This window comes from Brevibacterium sp. (assembly GCF_052105255.1).
Taxonomy (GTDB): domain Bacteria; phylum Actinomycetota; class Actinomycetes; order Actinomycetales; family Brevibacteriaceae; genus Brevibacterium; species Brevibacterium linens_B.
This window is the reverse complement of sequence record NZ_JBQDYQ010000017.1, coordinates 18,448-36,303: the sequence shown is the minus strand read 5'-3', so window position 1 is coordinate 36,303 and position 17,856 is coordinate 18,448. Positions and strand designations below refer to the sequence as shown.

Sequence of the window (17,856 nt, the reverse complement as noted above, 5' to 3'; positions counted from 1 at the left end):
GGCCGGGCAGCACTCAGGTGAGTGGCCGGATCGTCACGGTGCGCGAGAGGCGCCCGGCCAGCACCACCTCGACAGGCTCGGGCAGCTCGTCGACGTCGAGCTCGCCCCGGTCGATGAGGACACGGGTACGGCCACCGGCATCGGCGGAGGCGTGCCGGATGACGAGGGCGACGAGGACCTCCTCCCCGGAGGTGAAGTCCTCACCGGTGAGCTCGACCAGCCCCGACTCCTCCGCACCGTCGTCTGCCCTGTCGGTGTCGTCTTCGTCTGAGGTGTCGGACTCGGGCGGTGGCGGGTCGAGAATGTCGGCCAGGACGCGACCGCCGGGTTCATGCATTTCGACGCGCGTGGCGACCCCGAGAGCGCTGACCTGCTCGGCGATATGCGTCCAGAAATCAGCGCGGGCGATCGTGGTCGCGGTGGCCTTATCGCCGTTGGTAGTCACCACGAGGGTGTCCTCGTGGGCCTCGGCGACGATCAGCGGCAGCACCGGAGGGATCGCCTCTGCCCGGGCCGCGGTGTGCCTACCGGTAGACGTGCTGGAAGGGCGGGAGCGTTTCTGACGTGATCTCACACCCGGCAGGTATGTCGCCTGTCCGGCCAGTCCGCTTCTACGGTGCGTTCACAGCACTTAGCAGGCGAGCAAGCGCGAGACCCACGAGGAGGACACCCACGATCGCGCAGATGCCGCCACCGATGCGCAGGAGCCGCACGCCGCCACTCTCTGGGTCCGCATCGGTGGCGGCGAACACCGGAGGCCCGCTGACACTAGAACTTCCCTGCTGTGCTTGGGGCGCGGTCAGACGGCGTTCGACTCTGCCGTCGAGGTGGTGGATCTCGACGTGCGTGCGCCCGCCCAGCTGGCCTGCGAGCTCGTCGATCGCCGCGTCGAGCTCGCTGGTGTGGATCGGGGCGCAAGGCATGCGGGTGCCGTTGATCGTCGCGATCAGCCACGCCTCATCGTGGGCATCGAAACGAAGACGTTGCTGACCACCAGGGTGTGCTGTTCACGGGCCACCGCCCGGATGACGGAACGTAGCCTCCTTACGGTGGTGGATCTCTCCGGTCAGGTCTTTGGTGTGGGCTTCGGCGGCGGCGGAGCCTGCCCACCACCGCTGTTGTTCGCGGGCGGGGTCTGCGGCTTCGATGCAGGCGCGCTCGGCGCCGGCGTGGTGGGGTGCGCGGGCGGCACTGACCGGTCAGGTGGTGGCGTGGCCTGCCCCTCGCTGGCGGCTCCGGCGTGGCTGTCGGCGGTGCGGCCGATCGCGTCGCCGAGCTTCGGGCCGGCCTCCGCTGCGCCCTTGGCGATCTTCGCCCCGGCGACTGCGGCGATCCCGACCGGACCTGCCGCTGCAGCACCCGCCCCGGCTCCCGCTCCTGCACCGCCTCCGGCAGCGCCACCACCTGCGCTGCTCCCCGCCGCTCCGGCACCACCTCCGCCGCCCGGCGAGGGTTTGGGCCCACCCCCTGGCGGGGGCGGCGGATTCCCTCCACCACCATCGTTCTTGCTGTCTCCCCCGCCGTCGAGGATCTTCTGTGGCCCGCCACCGTCGGGCTTGCCGGGGAGGGGCATGGGCCGGTTCATGGCCTGCTTCGACTCTTGCTCCGCACTCATGACGTGGTACATGTCGAAGTCGACGAAGGAGATGAACTTGTAGACCATGCAGGGCGCGAACGCGGCGATGAACATCAGCACAATCCCCGCGATCGGATCCGCAATCGAACTGAGGTCCATATCGATCGGCGCGTTGACCTGATTGATCGCCACCAGGAACACCACGACGATCACGAGTTTGGAGAAGATCAGCGCAAGCACAAACGACGCCCACTTCCCGAACCACCCCTTCGTCGCATCCCACGACGCTCCCGATAGCGCGATCGGTGCCATCACGACGGCGACCAGGATCAGCGCCTTCCGGATCAGGAGGCTGAACCAGACGATTGCTGCCGCGCAGATCGCGAGGAAGCTGAGGAAGATGGTGATGATCGCGCCGGCTCCGGGTACGGTGAGGTTGATCGCGGTGAGACCTGCGACGAGGACCCCGATCTTCCCGCCCATCTCCTCCAACGTCGTCCCGGTCGCCTGGATGATCCCGATCGAGAGTTGGTCGACGATCTCGAGCAGTGTCGCGGTCAATGTGATGACCAGGAACGACCCGAGCACCGACTTCGCTAATCCGAGGGCGGCGCGGGAGAGGGCGGTGGGGTCGCGTCTGATGAGGCCGGTGATGAGTTGCAGGCAGAAGAAGATCAGCATGACGAAGATCGCAATCCCGAAGATCACGTTGTACACGCCGATGTAGCCGGCCCCGGTGATGTCGACCAGGGTGGTGGAGTCGAACAGTGCCCAGACGCCTTGGAAGATCCAGGACGCGGCCGCTCCGATCGCTTGGGCGAGCCAGTCGAATGGTGCAGCGACGAGGGTGGCTGCGCCTTCACCGACGGCGTCGCAGACGTTGCTGATGATGGGGACGTCACAGATACCAGCCACAACACCCCTCCCTTCTACGGGTCGAGATGGTGGTGGTTAGGAGACGGCCTGGCCGACGTTCCAGAAGAAGTTGATCAGCGTCACCGATGCGCCGGTGATGATCGCGGCCCCGCAGGAGATCAGCACCCCGACCTTCCCCCGTGACGCCAGATGTGGGTTGGAGGAGTTGGAGCCGAATCCCCATATGACGGCGGAGATGATGAGGGCGAGGACGGACAGGATCAGCCCGATCGTCATCACCGCGCCCACGACCGCGCGCAGAGCGGCGATGCCGGGCAGCCCGGAGTCGTTCGGGGTGATGTCCACATTCGCGGGCAACACCGCGGCGAGAGTGGTGAGAGTGTCGAGAACGGCAAGCATGGATGGGCTCCTTCACAAGCGATCGCCCCGTACTTGGTCGTGCGGGGTCACTGGGACAGGTGCGATGCCGGAACGCGCGACCAGGCTCAGAGGGTGTCTCCGAGGTTCAGGAGGAAGTTCATCCATGCCACTCCGGCACCTGCGAGGGCGGCGGCTCCGAGGGCGACGAACACGCCGACTTTCCCTTTCGCGGCGGTCTGCGGGTTCCCGGCGGAGGAGGACACTGCCCACACGATCCCGGAGACGACGAGCATGAGCACCGATACGATCAACACGATCGTGAGCAGCGCGCTGACGATCTCGATGAGGGTGGAGCGGCCTCTGACACTGGAGAGATCGGGGTAGACGTTCTCAGCTTGTAGCAGGGCCAAGGTGATGGCAGGCATACGGTTCTCCTCACGACAACGGGGCTGGGTGGGCACCGGTCAGGTGCGCCACCCACCCCGCCAGGCCTCCCTCAGCTCGGGTCAGGTGGTGCAGCCTGGCCCTCCACCGACCGGGGCGTCGATGCCCTCGACACCGCGTTCTGCGAGCCACGGGTCTGCGTCGACGGCGGGGGCGTTCGCGCCGTCGGGGTGGACTTGGAAGTGCAGGTGCGAGCCGGTCGAGTGGCCGCTGCTGCCGACGTCGCCGATGTGTTGGCCGGCGGTGACCCTGTCGCCAGTGGTGACGTGGATGCCGTGTGCCCACATGTGGATGTACTTCGTCGCGACCTTTTCGCCGCCGATGGTGTGCTCGATAGTGATCTGCCCCGAATACCCATCGACCATCCCCGCATAGGTGACCAGGCCGTCGGCGAGGGCAAAGAGGCTCGTCGCGGTTCGTGGTGAATGACCCTGCTGTGGCGGGTGTTCACGCTACGGTTCTCGCGGCGCTGGTCAGCAGGATACGCATCCGGTAGTTCTCCGGGTTGCGGAATCCGCGGCCGGTGCGTTTGATGTTCTTGATGCCGGTGTTCGCGGCCTCGACCTTCGCGGTGGTCGCGCCGGTGACGATGAGGACCTCGATCGCGTCCCACCAGGTCACGACGGTGTCGTACAGCTTCGTCGTCTCGGGCATGTTCGCGATCTGGGCGAAGTAGCCCATCCGCATTCGCTCCTGCCAGGCCTGAGCGAGGGTGTCGGTGGCCAGGAGGCGTCGGAGCTGCTCTTTGATGCCCCAGGCGGCGGAGAGCTCGTCGGTGGGGTCATCGGTGCGGAAGACGTCCTCGAGCCGCTCCCAGGCTCGCGGGGTGAGGGTGTCGCCGCCGCGTAGCAGCAGCATCCGGTGGGCCCAGGCCGGGTCGTCCTTGCGGCCCCGACGACCGCGATGGGTGCGGGCCAGGCGTTGACGGACGGTGGTGACCATGTCGTTTCCGAGCTTGACCAGGTGGAACTTGTCGACCGAGACCGCAGCCCGCGGCAGCCAGGTCCGTAGTGCCTTGCGGAACGCGGCCGAGGGGTCGATCGCGACGATCTCGATCCGCTCCCGCCACCGCTCAGAGCGTTGGCTGAGCCAGTCTCCGACGGCGGCGCTGTCGCGGCCGTCGACGATGCCGAGGACCTGCCCGGTGTCCAGGTCGACCAGCGTCGTCATCCACGGCTCGAACCGCCTCCAGGAGCCCTGATCGGTGCGGAACCAGCGCACCGACCGGTAGCGGTGCTCATCGATGCCCAGCCGCCTCACGCGCGTCGCCTCGACATCAGTCAGGACCACAGCAGCAGCTGCCAGGGCGGCCTGGACCAGCCACCACGAGACGCCATGGGCCCGGGCGACTTCCGAGGCTGCCCGGCCGGAGGTGATCACAGCGGAGACGACCTGGTCCCGTAGCCGGGACGTCGAGCGGGCGTATCGAGGGATCTGCACGGTGGCCTCCCAGAACGTGCCCCTGTCACAGCCCGGCTCGAGGCAGAACCAGCGCCGCTTGGCCCACATCACGACCGTCGCGCCGGCGACGGGAACGTCCCGGACCCGTTGTGACCGGCGCGAGTGAACCTTCGTCGCGAGCACCCCGCAGACCGGACAGCCCGGCGTGACGGTCGAGGTGATCACCACCCGCCGGTCCCCGTCGGGCAGGTCGGTGGCGTCGATGACGCGGTAGTTGGGCAGGTTGAAGATCGTGCTCGCAGCATCGCGCTGCGAACCAGTATTCTCGTGCACAGGCTCGTGGTCCTCTGGGATGTGGATGTCTTGACAACACCCATCACAGCAGGGCCACGAGCCGTTCTACGTGAGCGACGCGACGCTCCCCATCACCACGAACCGGGAAGAGCCCGTTTGCCACAGCACCGTCGTACGGCAGGCGCATGATCCCCCGATGCGCCCATTGCGCCGCTGGCGGTTCTCGCCGTGCGCTCCGTACATGTGTCTTCTCCGTCGAATAAGTGAGAGAGCCTGAACTCTGCGCTGACGCTAGCACACGAGTATCGTCTATCTCCACTCAAGGTACGTAGGCTTCTCGGCTATCGGGCGGGTGTAGCCGGAGAACACTCGATCAGCGCTACGCGCTCTCTCGCCGAAGCCGTGGCTGGGACGGCTGTCGCATCGACAGCTTGCTTGACATCGTCGACGGCAAGTGGCCACTTAACTCTCTGCCAGGCACCCGCATAGTATGCGGATTGCGGGCCGCTTCGATGACCCCGGTTCGACCCGCGATGTCGGCTTGGCGCTCGCAGTCACCGTCATGGGGATGGTGCTGGCGGCCGTCGCGGTCGGTGTACTACTCGCTGACTTACATCGGGTTCTTCATCCCCGCCGTTCTTGCGCTGGTGGGTGCGTGGCTCTCGTGCACGGTCATGTTCGTCATCGGCGCGGTTCTTGCGCTCATCAGTTTCAGGATCGTCGCTCTGAGCTGGCGCAGGCATCTTCCGTAGCGCGTCGCCGGGCATTGCCGTCCGATGCGACTGGCAGCGCAGTCGCTCCGGAGGCAGCCGCCAGGCTCAAAAGATGCTTGCGATCCGGCGGGCCTGTCGCTGTCAAGGCACGCCGTGCAGTCGAATGCAGGGAGAGTGGCATGGTGACGTCTGCGCTCGGGGTGCATGTGGTCTCGCCTTCGCACGGTCGCGCGATGATCAGGTTCGCCGCGTATTGCGACAGGTTGATCAGTATGGCAGCCATGAGCGGTCCGATCGCGAGTGTCGTCGCGACATCGAAGATGCTGAGATCGCGCGCGTCGCTTTTCCTCAGGGAGTATGCGGATGGACATCGCCATGCGGCGTCCCGGGATACGGAGGACTCGCCCGAAGTTGTGGGCTCTATCGAGCCAGTCTCCCGCGACACCTAGTCCGTCGTCCGCAACGGGCTATGTCATTATGCGGCGCCTGGAGGCGTTCAGTCCTCGTGACGTTCCTGCGGCTTCCTCCCAGTGGGCTCGCTACCGCTGTCGGGCGTGCCCGAGTCCGCCTCAGCACCCATTATCGGATTCACCAGAACGATGTCGGAGCTCGATTTCTCCGCCGTGCTCCGTCGGTCCCAGGTTGGGCGGCGCACGGCGTAAAAGACCAGCGGAGGGCCGCCCAGTAGCAGCACGACGACGGCGACGACCAGGGGGTAGGTGGCATCGGAGAGCCCAGAGAACCCGGTAGGGCGGATGAAGGCGAAAACGAAGGCTGCGGCGCAGGAGATGAAACCCAAGCCTGCCACCAGGGGCATCACAGGCGTCCGGTAGCTACGAACAACCCTTGGTTGCGTCCGGCGCAGCCGGATCGCGGCGGCGAACATCAGCATGTACATGATGAGGTAGAGCGCTGCTGCCATGTCCACCAGGGCGACGAATGCTGTGTTGCCATTGGGGACGAGGACGAAGAGCAGTGCGAGCAACGTCACGATCACTCCTTGCACCGCGAGGATGCCCACCTGCACCCCTGCCTTGTTCCGGCGCTGGAGAAACGGCGGAAGCAGTCCCCTCCGCGCGGCGGCGAGCAGGCCGCGTGAGGGCCCGGCAATCCACGTCACCACCGAGGCGAAAGCACCGAGTGCGACGAGCAGCGAGATCACCGGTGTGCCCCACGAGATGCCCCAGTGGTCGAAGAAGGTCTGGAAGGCCAGGTTGATGCCGTTGGTCACCCCGAGGTCGGTTTGCGGCACGGCCACGGCGATCGCGATTGTGGGGAGGATGAACACACCCAGGATGAGGATCGTGGCGAAGGCTATCGATCGGGGAAAGCCGCGTCCCGGGTTCTTCAGATCGTTCGCGTGCACCGCATTGACTTCCATGCCTGCATAGGCGAGAACGTTCGAGACCACGAGGACGATCGCGGCGATCCCGGTCCAGGGCGGTATGACCGCTGAAGGCTGTAGTGAGGTCTCGGAATGTTCTCCCGTGCCCAGCCAGAGCGCTCCGAGCGCGATCAGGAGAACCGCGGGGAGGATCGTGCCGAAGATCCCGCTCCAGCTGCCGACTTTGGCGAAGAGGTTGCCGCCGGCGAGAGTGATGAGAGTCGATCCCCAGTAGAGGACGAGGATGACGATGGCGGTGTAGATCCCGCTCTGTACGAGATCGGGCTTTCCAACGACGAACGACAAGCTTGCCGCGATGAAGGCGATATGCATGGGATACCACACGACGTTCTGAATCCACTGGAGCCAGATCGCGACGAACCCTGCGCGTTCGCCGAAGGCCTCACGCACCCAGGTGAAGATGCCGCCTTTCCACCCCGTTGCCAGCTCCGCTGCCACGAGCGCGGTCGGCACGAGGAACAGAATCGCGGGGATGACGAAGAGCGTGATGGAGCCCAGGCCATAGGTGGCCATTGCGGGCAGGGATCGCAGCGACGCCACCACTACCACCGTGAGCATTGACAGCTGCACGACCGACATGTAGGCCGTCGCTCCTGCCGCGGGGGCACCAATCGCCGGCCCTGTGTGGTTTCTTGGGCGGCGGTTACCCGATCGGCCGTACGGATGAGGTTTGACGTGCTCCGCCGTAGGGGCCTGAGTGCCGTCCGCGCGCTCGTCCGGTCCTGCGGACTCGTGGTGAGACATCAGCTCGTCCCTTCCTTGTGCTCTGGGTCAGTGGTGGAATCCGGAGTGTTGGCCTTCTGCGGGCATCGGGCCTTCGAGGGCATCGAGGTAGGCGACTGCTTCCCGGAGGTCTGCGAGGAACGAGAAGGCGAGGTCGTGGCTGAACCCGTTGCGGACGACGATGCGCTGGACGGTGATGTCCACGAGGTCGGCCGGCATCGGATACGCGGGCACGAGCCAACCCTTCATGCGGAGCCGTTCCGACAGGTGGTACAGATTCCAGTTCTGTGTGTAACCATCTCGTAGGCGCCACGCGAATACGGGGATGTCCGAGCCGTCGTTCCAGAGCTCGAAGGCCGGAATCTTCGCGATCTCGCTCGAGAGGTACAGCGCAACGTCTTGGGTCGACTGCTGCACGGCGTGGAAACCTGTGCGTCCCAGTCGCAAGAATAGGTAGTACTGCAGGAGGACCTGCGCGCCGGGGCGGGAGAAGTTCAGAGCGAATGTCGGCATGTTGCCGCCGAGATAGCTGACGCGGAAGATCAGGTCGTCGGGGAGCGCGGTGATGTCCCGCCAAACGACCCAACCGAGCCCCGGGTAGACGAGGCCGTACTTGTGTCCCGATGTATTGATCGAGGCGACGCGCTCGATGCGGAAGTCCCATTCCAGATCCGGCTGCAAGAAGGGAGCGATCATGGCACCAGACGCGCCGTCAACGTGGATGGGCACGTCGATTCCGGTGGCCTCCTGGATGCGATCGAGCGCCGCGGCGATGGCCGCGACGGGCTCGTACATCCCTGTGTAGGTGACGCCCAGGATCGCGACAACGCCGATAGTGTTCTCGTCGACATACTTCTCGAGGCCGTGACCGTCGAGAACCTTATGTTCCTCGGAGATGGGAACATACCTTGGTTCGACCTCGAAGTAGTTGCAGAATTTCTCCCAGCACACTTGCACCGCGCTGGAGAGCACGATGTTCGGCTTCTCGGTGGGTTCTCCAGCACTGCGGCGCGCATGCTGCCAGCGGCGCTTGAGGGCGAGGCCACCTAGCATGCATGCTTCGGACGAGCCGATCGTGGATGTCCCGATGCTATTGGCGGGGTCCGGAGCGTGCCAGAGATCGGCGAGCATACGCCAACACCGCGTCTCGATGGCTGCCGTCTGCGGATACTCGTCCTTGTCGATCATGTTCTTATCGGCGGCTTCGAGATAAAGCCGAGACGCGTGATCGTCCATCCAGGTGCCGACGAAAGTCGCGAGATTGAGTCGGGCATTCCCGTCGAGCATCATCTCGTCGTGGACGATCTGATAAGCGGTTTCCTGCAGCGATTCCTCCTCGGGGAAGAGAAACTTCGGCAGCATCGTAGCCTCTCCCGGCCTGGAGAAGATCGGGTTGAGCTCGACCCGGTCGAGTCCATCCTCGTGCCGCGTGATGCGTTGCGTGTTCGACATTATTTTCCTCCTTCACCGTGCAGCGCAGGCGGGGTTGCCAACAGCCAATTCCAGTGTATCACCGAGGCGACGGAGCACGCGGACGCCGCCTTCAAGTTCGTCGAGTTCACGCAGTCCGAGGCCTACCAGCTGGGCATGGCGAAGGTCGGCCAGATGACGGTCAAGCCGGAGTTCGCCGACGCGCAGGCGAAGATCGACCCCTACTTCCAGACGTTCTCGGATCAGCTCGAGACCGCACGCGCCCGCCTCCCCATCCCGCAGGCCGGCGAAGTGGACGCCATCCTCAGCACCGAGCTCGTGCCCGCGTTCGAGGGGAAGGTCGGCGTCAAGGAGGCGCTGAGCTCCGCCGCGAAGCAGATCGACGCCCTCCTCGCCGAGAACAAGTGATGGCCCTTCTGCAGCATGAGCGCGGGGCAGCTCCGGCCGTCCCGCGCCCGCAGTCCCCTCCGCCGCGCCGCCGGCGCCGGGTCTCCCTCACCCCCTACCTCTTCTTGCTCCCCGGCGTGCTGCTGTTCGGGCTGTTCATCCTGTACCCGATCGCGCAGGCCGTGCAGATCAGCTTCTACGACTGGAACATCCTGCGCGGCGCCGCCAGCGAGTTCATCGGCCTCGACAACTACCTCCGCGCGATGCAGGACGACCGCTTCTGGCTGAGCCTCGGCAACAGCGGCATCTACATGCTTTTCACGGTGCCCCCGCAGATCGTGCTCGGCCTCGCCGTCGCGATGCTGCTGCGCTCGAAGGCACCGGCGCAGCCGCTCTTCCGCGTGCTGTACTACCTGCCCGTCGTAACCAGCTGGGTCGTCGTCTCGCTGCTGTTCAAATACCTGTTCGCCGACGAGGGACTCATCAACTTCACGCTCGGCGACCTCCTACACCTCACCGACGGGAGCACCTCCTGGCTCTCCGAGCGCTGGACCGCGATGATCGCGATCTGCGCCCTCGGCGTGTGGAAGGGCGTCGGCTGGTCGATGATGATCTTCCTCGCGGCCCTCCAGGGCGTGCCGAAGTCGCTCGAGGAGGCGGCGACGGTCGACGGAGCCGGGTGGTGGCAGCGCTTCCGCGTCGTCACGCTGCCGGCGATCTGGCCAGCCATGATCTTCGTCATCGTGATGCTCGTGATCGGCGGCTTCAACGTGTTCACCTCCGTGCTGCTCATGACCGGCGGCGGGCCAGGAGGGCAGACCGAGGTGCTGCTGACCTACATGTACCGGCAGGCCTTCTCCGATCTCGATTTCAGCTACGGCTCGGCGCTCGCCGTCATCCTTACGATCATCGTCTTCTTCGCCTCGGCGATCCAGCTGCGGGTGTTCCGCGAGAAGGAGGAGAACCGATGACCCCCGTCGCATCCCGCCGGGCGCTCACCGCCCTGCGCGTCGTCGTGCTCATCGTCGGCGCGGTCGTCATGGTGACGCCGTTCGCCTACATGCTGTCGACGTCGTTCAAGCCGCAGGCGTACGTGCTGACGACGCCCCCGCAGTTCATCCCCGACCCGTTCACCTTCGACAACTACGTGCAGGCGTGGACCACGCAGGACTTCGCGCGCTACGCCCTGAACTCGTTCTTCGTGGCGGTGATCTCCACCGCGCTCTCGGTGCTCATCAGCTCTATGATGGCCTACGCCTTCTCCCGGTTCGATTTCCCGGGCAGGGAGTGGATCTTCCGCATCCTGCTGATTGGTCTGATGGTTCCGGCGATGATGCTGATCATCCCGCAGTTCGTGCTGGCCAAGTACTTCGGGCTGCTCGACTCGCTCGCCGGGCTCGTCGTGTTCTACGTGGCCGGCTCCCTCGCGCTGAACACGTTCCTGCTGCGCGGCTTCTTCGCGGCCCTTCCGGGCGAGCTCGACCACGCCATGCAGATGGACGGCGCGAACGCGTGGACCCGCTACTGGCGCCTCGCGCTGCCGCTCGCGCGGCCGGCGCTCGCGACCGCGACGATCTTCACGTTCCTCGCCAGCTGGGACGAGTTCGCGTGGGCGCTCACCATCATCAACTCCCCGCAGAACCGCACCTTGCCGATCGCGATCCAGCTCTTCCAGGGGCAGAATGCGACGCAGTGGGGTCTGGTGTTCGCGGCCTCGATCATTGCGATCATCCCGGTGATCATCGTTTACCTCGTCTTCCAACGCCACTTCGTACAGGGCCTCACCTCGGGGGCCGTCAAAGGATGAAAATGCTCACTCTTCTCCCCACCCGCACAAGCTATCGGCCGGGCGAGCCCGTCGTGATCGAGCTCCGCGGCGACGTTCCAGCCGCGGGCGAGTTCGTCGTGCGCCGCCTCGGCGAGGTCGTGCACCGCAGGCCGCTGCATCCCGGAACGCTGCAGACGCCGCCTTCGCTGCTCCCCGGCGGCTACGGCATCGAGCTGGAGACGACCGCGGGGGTCGTGCGCACGGCGGTCGAGGTCACGGCCGATCCGCGATCGCGCCTCCGCTACGGCTTCGTCGCGAGCTACCGCCCTGGCAAGGACGTCCAGGCGGTCGCGGATCTCGCCCGTCCCCTGCACCTCAACGGCATCCAGTTCTACGACTGGGCCTATCGGCACGCCGACCTGCTCGGCGGTGGCGAGCAGTACGACGACGCGCTGGGTCAGCCCATCACTCTCGAGACCGTCCGCGCTCTCGTGGACGCCCTGCGCGATGCCGGCACTGCGTCATACGGCTATGCGGCGGTGTACGCGGTGGGACCGCAGGAATGGCCGCGCTGGCAGCAGCACGCGCTGCGGAAGCCGACGGGGGAGCCGTACGCGCTCGGCGACTTCCTGTTCATCCTCGACCCCGCCGCGCCGGAGTAGCTCGCGCACCTCGCCGAGGACCTGGCGGCGTCGACCGAGAGCGTCGGCTTCGACGGATTCCATCTCGACCAGTACGGCTACCCGAAGCACGCCGCCACGCCGGACGGCGCGCCGGTCGACGTCGCGGCATCCTTCGTCTCGCTGATCGAGGGGGTGCGGGAGCGTCTGCCCGAGAGCCGCCTCGTCTTCAACAACGTGAACGACTTCCCCACCTGGGGCACGGGCGCCTCGCCGCAGGACGCCGTCTACATCGAGCCGTGGAAGCCGGTGCTGACCCTCGGGGCGCTCGCCGACGTCGCCACGAGGGCCCGGAGCGTCGCGGGCGGCAAGCCGGTCGTCCTCGCCGCCTACCAGCACGTCTACGACGCGGCGCCCGGCAATGCATCCATAAACCCCACATAAACCCCTGACGGATCTGCCGGTGGCTACCAAGAGCCGGGACCTGGCCGGGACCTGACGCATGCAAATCATGCAATCCATGACGTGAAAAGGGACCTTCTGAGGGGCAGAAAAGCCCGGAAAATCAAGGATCTGGGCTGAACCGTCTACCTGGGGGGGTCAAGTCCCTTTTCGTGGGTTCAAATCCCGCTAGCCCGACCACCACATGTGTCGCCGCTTCGCATCGACGAGGTAGCGGCACATTTTTCGTTCCCGGAACTGTTCTGCACCCTGCGTAATCTCGAGTCCACCCATACATTGCGCAATCTCGACCCCGCTCCCGCGCCGACTCCGGCAAGCGTCAGGTCCGGCGCACGTCCAAGCGGTTCGCGAAGACCATCGTCAGGATGCCGACGAGCACGAGTATGCCGAGGCCCCAGCGCAGTCCGGCTCCGGTGGCGACGACCCCGATCAGCGGGCTCGTCCCGAGGTAGCCGACCCGCATCAGCCAGTTCACAAGCGTCACTCCCCCGGCCCGGCCCACTCCGGGCAGTCGACCGGCAGCGCCGAGTGCACCGGGCACGAGCGTCGCAGACCCGAATCCGAACGCTCCCATCGAGATGAGCAGCAGGATCGGCTCCTGGGCCGCGATGACGCCGACCCCGCCCACGGCGATGAGTCCGCCCCCGAGGCGCGCGATCCGGCCGGCCCCGAACTTCGCCACGAGCACGTCTCCGCTGAATCGTCCGAGGCATTGGCTGCCGATGACGATGCTGAAGGCGATCCCCGCCGAGGCGGCCGGAACGTCAGCGAAATCGACCGCGGCCAGCCCTGCCCAGTTGTTCGCGACGTCTTCGACCACGGCGCCGCAGATCGCCACGATCGCCAAGGGCAGCGCCGCCAAGAGAACCGCAAGTTTCGAACGTCCCACGGCCCCGGCGCCGCCACGGCTCGCGCGCTCAACCTCTCCGGTCAGATCAGCCGCACGGGAGTCCGATCCGGATTCCGATCCGGAGTCGGCCCCGGAATCGGACATCGAGCTCGGATCGGAGCCGGCGATCCGCCTCGGTGAGGCAGAGCCGCCGATGAGTCGCCGTCCCACGATGGTGACGAGCACGGTCGTGACGCCGATGAGCGCCAGCCACGCCCGCATGTCGGCGCCGGAGCTGGCGGCCGCGGTCGCAGCGGCTCCGCTGAGCAGTCCGCCGAGGCTCCACAGCGCATGCATCGATGACAGGATCGTGCGGCCTGATCTCTCCTGGACGGAGATGCCGACGACGTTCTGCGCGACGTCGACGATCGCATCGCAGCAACCCAGCAGGAGCAGACACATCGCCATCATCACGCCGTTGACCGACCATGCCGTCGCCGAGGCGGCCACGCCGAGCATCACCGTCCCGACGATGACGACCCGGTGCACTCCGAACCGGGCGATGAGCGCGGCAGGCAGGGCCGAGGACAGCAGCGATCCGACTGCGAAGCAGGCGACGACGAGTCCGAACTGCCAGGAGCTCAGCTCGAGGCGGTCGACCAGCAGCGGATACCACGGCAGCAGCGCCGCGAAGACGGCCCCGTTGCCGGTGAAGTAGAGGCCGACTCCGGCCGCGGCCCTCATTCTGTCTCGACGATTGTCGCTGCGCGCAGGTCTCGCCCGGCCTGTCCGAGGATCACGAGCGCGAGAAGGACTCCGAGCAGGCTCCACCACAGCGAGTCGGTCATGAAGACGAGCACCATCGAGGCGAGGATCGGGACGAGGCGGCGCAGCGACCACCACACATAGCCGCCGAAGCTCGGCATCGCCACGTTCGCCGAATCCGCGACGGATTTGACCATGAAGTTCGGCCCGTTGCCGATGTAGGTGATGGCCCCGCCCATGACGGCACCGAGCGAGACCGCGATGAGCAGCGTCTCGGACACTCCCGCCACTCGCGGTTCGCCCGGCACCTGAGCGGCCATCTCGAAGAAGGTGACATAGGTCGGGGCGTTGTCGAGGACGGAGGAGAGACCGCCGGTGAAGACGAATAGGGAGATCTCGCCCAGCGGGATCTTGTGGGCGACCTGGCCGAGGTAGGCCAGGGCCGGCATCATCGTGAGGAAGATGCCGATGAAGAGCGCTCCGACCTCGAGGATCGGCGTCCACGTGAACTTGTTGAAGTTGAACCGGGCACCGCGATCACCGACGAGGAACGATGTCGCCGCGGACACGAGCATGACGAGCTCGCGCCACGGCACGAAGTCCGAAGCACTCGCATGTCCCGTGTCGATCGCGTGCAGGTCGACCGAGGGGATGAACGCGACGGCGACGATGATGATCGCCAGGAACAGCAGACCGCTGGCACCGCGCAGGCCGATTTTCGTCGCATGCTCGGCGTCCTTGGCCAGGGCCTCGACCGGTTCCTTCGCATACATCTTCGTATCGAGGGCGAAGTAGCTGATGAGCAGCAGAGCATTGACGAACAGCCAGTACGGCCACAGCCCGAACGTCCATTCGAAGGGGACCCCACGCAGCATGCCGAGGAACAGCGGCGGATCGCCCAGCGGTGTGAGCAGACCACCGCAGTTCGCGACGATGAAGATCGTAAAGATGACCGTGTGGGTGCGGTGCCTGCGGTCCTGGTTCGTGTTGAGGATCGGGCGGATGAGCAGCATCGCCGCGCCCGTGGTGCCGATGAACGAGGCGAGCACACCGCCGACGGCGAGGAAGATCGTGTTGTTCCGCGGTGTCGCCTTGATGTCGCCGACGAGGAAGATCCCGCCCGAGGCGACGAAGAGGCTGCCGATGAGCATGATGAATTGGAAGTACTCGAGCAGCGCGTGGATGACGGCCGCCGACTCCCCGCTGAGCAGGAACCACACGGCGATCGGCACGCCGAGGACGAGGGCGACGATGAGCTTGACGGGGTTGCGGTCCCAGATCGTCTCCGTAGCCGGGATGAGCGGGAGCACCGCGATGCATCCGAGAAGCAGAACGAACGGAATGATGCTCCACCAGGCCACGACCATCCGGGGACTCCTTCACTCACTGTCGACGAGCAGACTCGTCCCATCGACCCTGACGCTGTCCCACTTTACTGAATTCGTACACTGTTTCGGATCACGGCCTGCCACACGGACACCGAGAACTGCGGACCACGGACCTTCAGTCGGACCAAGGGCCTTCAGTCGGCCGCCGGCTGCCGGCGAAGGCCTGCCAGTTCGCCGCCGGCTGCGGGCGAAGGCCCGTCAGTTCGCCGAGGCGGTGGTCGACTCTTCGGCGGGGTCGCGGTCCCTGCGCAGTCCGATGAGCAGACCGATGATCGCGATGACGAACACGAGTCCCAGCCCGACGGTCAGTCCAGGTTCGGCCCGGTAGGCCCGCGCCACCGCTGTGAAGCCGAGGAACCCGACGGTCGAGTAGATGAGCGCCCACAGTGATCCGCCCACGACGAGCGCCGGGATGTAGCGGCGGTAACGCATCCCCGTGGTTCCGGCCGCGAGGTTGACCACCGTCTGCAGCCCGACGGTGAGGAAGCTCAGTGCCACGACGGGAGCCCCGAAGCGGTCGATCGTGTCCTCGGCGCGGCGGTATTTGGGCCCGGCCATGATCCTCTCGACCCGGGCGAATCGGCGGATTCCCCTGCGTGCGAAGCGACCGAGCAGGAAGGTGCCGCCGGCGCGGCAGATGATGATGCCGAACATGATCAGCCAGGTCACGGCGATCGGGAACGACCAGTCGAGCGGATTCATCGGTGCGGGCCACTCCTCCCTCCGGGCATTCTCGCCGCAGTGGCGCGCTGCGGACTGATGGATCGGTCGCTCCCATCATAGCCTCATGAGGTTAGGTTTGCCTCACTGAACATTCGGTCGAGACCGATCTCACTCGCCGAGGCGGCTGTGCCCTCGCCGACGGACGATCCGGGCGTACCGCCTCGGCGACGTTGCTCGGCGGCGTTCCTCGGCGGCGTGGCTCGGCGGCGTGGCTCGTCGGTCAACCGCTCAGACGAGCGCACCGTCGAGGTAGACGGAGTTGACCCGGTCCTCGATTCCGCGGACGTCGGCTGTGCGCAGGTCAACGTCCACGACGACGAGGTCGGCCAGCCCGCCCTCGCTGATCCGCCCAACCCGATCGTCATCGAGCAGCCGGGCGGCCACGGAAGTTCCGGCGGCGAGCGCCTCCGTTGTGGACAGTCCCACCTCGGCCAGCAGGCTGATCTCTTCGAGGTTCTGCCCGTGTGGGCCGACTCCGGCATCGGTGCCCAGGGCGATCGGGACTCCCGCCTCGTGGGCCCGGGCGATCGACTCCTGGTGGGCGTCGACGACGCGCCGGGCCTTGTCCACGACGGAGGCGGGCAGACCGGCCCCGGCATCGGCGGCCTTGATGACGGCCTGCGGAGCCTGCAGGGTCGGGACGAGGTAGGTGCCGTGCTCACGCATGAGGTCGATGGCTTCGTCGTCGAGGTAGATGCCGTGTTCGATCGACCGCACCCCGGCGCGCACGGCGTTCTTGATTCCCGGTGCGCCCTGGGCATGGGACATGACATGGGCACCTTGGGCGGCCGCCTCGGCGACGATGACGGAGATCTCGGCTTCTGTGAACTGCGAGTGCCGCGGGTCGTCCCGCGGGGACAGCACTCCCCCGGTCGAACAGATCTTGATGTGGTCGGCCCCGGCCCGCAGCAGCTCCCGGGCCTTCTTCTGCACCTCTTCGAGTCCGTCGGCGACTCCCGACGGCCGGCCCGGGTGCGGGGCCAGGAACGGGGATTCGGCTCCGGAGACGAGGTGGAAGTCCCCGTGCCCGCCGGTCTGGGACATGATGTTCACGGCGATCGTCAGTCGCGGACCGCGCACCACACCGGTCTCGACGGCGACTTTCGCGCCGAGGTCGGTGCCGCCGGCGTCGCGCACGGTCGTCACTCCGCCCTTGAGGGTGGCTTCCATATTCTTCACCGAGTTATAGAACTGCAGCGAGAACGGATCGTGGAAGTTCGAGGTGGCTGCCGCGCCGGAGCTCGTGAGGTGGACGTGGCAGTCGATGACTCCGGGAATGATCGTCTGTCCCGTGCAGTCGATGTGGTTGTCTCCGGCGTTGTGCGAGCCCTGCCCTCCTTCGGTCACCGCGGCGATTCGACCTCCGTCGACGACGACGTCCCGGGTGCCGGGCAGGAAGCGGGTTCCGTCGAAGACTGTGGCGTGGGTGAGTACTGTGACCATGGGCGTGCTCCTCATCATTGAAAGTCAGCTGGTCGACCGTGGACGGTCGTCTACTCACATCTATCACGGACGCCCCCGCCGTGACGATCCGCGCGCTGATCAGGACAGCGCTGACGATACGATGGGGCCGTGGACCCGGAACGCGCACATGAGGCGTCCCGACCCGAGTTCACGTCCGCGACACCTTCGTCGGCTACGTTCACCGGCGGTGCCGGTCGCCCCGGCACCAGTCAGCTCCCGATCGACCC

General features: G+C 66.2%; 15 protein-coding genes and 2 pseudogenes. 4 read left to right on the top strand and 13 right to left on the bottom strand.

What is annotated here, in order from left to right; translation table 11 throughout:
- Nucleotides 1–13: 13 nt before the first annotated feature.
- The 9 genes and pseudogenes from ACTIIH_RS06995 to ACTIIH_RS06955 form a co-directional block, all read right to left on the bottom strand.
- The gene (locus tag ACTIIH_RS06995; protein ID WP_441451239.1) at nucleotides 14–490 is read right to left on the bottom strand and encodes a hypothetical protein; all 477 of its coding nucleotides are present in this window, start codon (nucleotides 488–490) and stop codon (nucleotides 14–16) included.
- 121 nt (nucleotides 491–611) lie between these two features.
- Entirely contained in the window at nucleotides 612–923 is a 312-nt protein-coding gene (locus ACTIIH_RS06990) for a hypothetical protein (RefSeq protein ID WP_441451238.1), read from the bottom strand.
- A gap of 143 nt (nucleotides 924–1,066) precedes the next feature.
- Nucleotides 1,067–2,491: a conjugal transfer protein TrbL gene (locus ACTIIH_RS06985; protein ID WP_441451237.1), complete on the bottom strand. Its 1,425-nt coding sequence runs from the start codon at nucleotides 2,489–2,491 to the stop codon at nucleotides 1,067–1,069.
- Nucleotides 2,492–2,527: 36 nt separating this feature from the next.
- Complete coding sequence (locus ACTIIH_RS06980) at nucleotides 2,528–2,851, bottom strand: DUF6112 family protein (RefSeq protein WP_101593292.1); 324 nt, start codon at nucleotides 2,849–2,851, stop codon at nucleotides 2,528–2,530.
- A gap of 86 nt (nucleotides 2,852–2,937) precedes the next feature.
- The gene (locus tag ACTIIH_RS06975) at nucleotides 2,938–3,237 is read right to left on the bottom strand and encodes a DUF6112 family protein (RefSeq protein WP_219618100.1); all 300 of its coding nucleotides are present in this window, start codon (nucleotides 3,235–3,237) and stop codon (nucleotides 2,938–2,940) included.
- 81 nt (nucleotides 3,238–3,318) lie between these two features.
- Nucleotides 3,319–3,660: pseudogene (locus ACTIIH_RS06970) on the bottom strand (M23 family metallopeptidase); the annotation flags it as partial.
- Nucleotides 3,661–3,703: 43 nt separating this feature from the next.
- Nucleotides 3,704–4,990, bottom strand: a complete 1,287-nt coding sequence (locus ACTIIH_RS06965; protein ID WP_441451236.1) for an ISL3 family transposase — start codon at nucleotides 4,988–4,990, stop codon at nucleotides 3,704–3,706.
- Between the two features lie 1,170 nt (nucleotides 4,991–6,160).
- Nucleotides 6,161–7,648 (bottom strand): APC family permease, encoded by a 1,488-nt coding sequence (locus ACTIIH_RS06960; RefSeq protein WP_441451235.1) that lies wholly within the window; start codon nucleotides 7,646–7,648, stop codon nucleotides 6,161–6,163.
- Nucleotides 7,649–7,840: 192 nt separating this feature from the next.
- Nucleotides 7,841–9,244 (bottom strand): glutamate decarboxylase, encoded by a 1,404-nt coding sequence (locus ACTIIH_RS06955; RefSeq protein WP_101593283.1) that lies wholly within the window; start codon nucleotides 9,242–9,244, stop codon nucleotides 7,841–7,843.
- Between the two features lie 153 nt (nucleotides 9,245–9,397).
- Between ACTIIH_RS06955 and ACTIIH_RS06950 the strand changes: the two genes are divergently transcribed.
- The 4 genes and pseudogenes from ACTIIH_RS06950 to ACTIIH_RS06935 all read left to right on the top strand — a co-directional run bounded on the left by ACTIIH_RS06950 (nucleotide 9,398) and on the right by ACTIIH_RS06935 (nucleotide 12,442).
- Nucleotides 9,398–9,631, top strand: coding sequence for a hypothetical protein (locus tag ACTIIH_RS06950; protein WP_127364485.1), 234 nt, complete (start codon nucleotides 9,398–9,400; stop codon nucleotides 9,629–9,631).
- Nucleotides 9,631–10,581, top strand: a complete 951-nt coding sequence (locus ACTIIH_RS06945; RefSeq protein ID WP_441451234.1) for a carbohydrate ABC transporter permease — start codon at nucleotides 9,631–9,633, stop codon at nucleotides 10,579–10,581. Before ACTIIH_RS06950 ends, ACTIIH_RS06945 begins: the two co-directional genes overlap by 1 nt.
- A complete protein-coding gene (locus ACTIIH_RS06940) occupies nucleotides 10,578–11,417 on the top strand; it encodes a carbohydrate ABC transporter permease (protein WP_101593278.1) in 840 nt (279 codons plus the stop codon). The genes ACTIIH_RS06945 and ACTIIH_RS06940 overlap by 4 nt, the downstream gene beginning before the upstream one ends.
- A pseudogene (locus ACTIIH_RS06935) lies at nucleotides 11,414–12,442 on the top strand (glycoside hydrolase family 66 protein). The gene ACTIIH_RS06940 and the pseudogene ACTIIH_RS06935 overlap by 4 nt, the downstream one beginning before the upstream one ends.
- A 337-nt stretch (nucleotides 12,443–12,779) precedes the next feature.
- On the opposite strand, the gene ACTIIH_RS06930 reads toward ACTIIH_RS06935, so the two are convergent.
- The 4 genes from ACTIIH_RS06930 to ACTIIH_RS06915 form a co-directional block, all read right to left on the bottom strand.
- Nucleotides 12,780–14,033: an MFS transporter gene (locus tag ACTIIH_RS06930; protein ID WP_441451233.1), complete on the bottom strand. Its 1,254-nt coding sequence runs from the start codon at nucleotides 14,031–14,033 to the stop codon at nucleotides 12,780–12,782.
- The gene (locus tag ACTIIH_RS06925; protein ID WP_441451232.1) at nucleotides 14,030–15,421 is read right to left on the bottom strand and encodes a sodium:proton antiporter; all 1,392 of its coding nucleotides are present in this window, start codon (nucleotides 15,419–15,421) and stop codon (nucleotides 14,030–14,032) included. The genes ACTIIH_RS06930 and ACTIIH_RS06925 overlap by 4 nt, the downstream gene beginning before the upstream one ends.
- A gap of 219 nt (nucleotides 15,422–15,640) precedes the next feature.
- Nucleotides 15,641–16,144: a DedA family protein gene (locus ACTIIH_RS06920; RefSeq protein WP_025780077.1), complete on the bottom strand. Its 504-nt coding sequence runs from the start codon at nucleotides 16,142–16,144 to the stop codon at nucleotides 15,641–15,643.
- A gap of 249 nt (nucleotides 16,145–16,393) precedes the next feature.
- Nucleotides 16,394–17,608, bottom strand: a complete 1,215-nt coding sequence (locus ACTIIH_RS06915; RefSeq protein WP_441451231.1) for an amidohydrolase family protein — start codon at nucleotides 17,606–17,608, stop codon at nucleotides 16,394–16,396.
- Nucleotides 17,609–17,856: the final 248 nt, after the last annotated feature.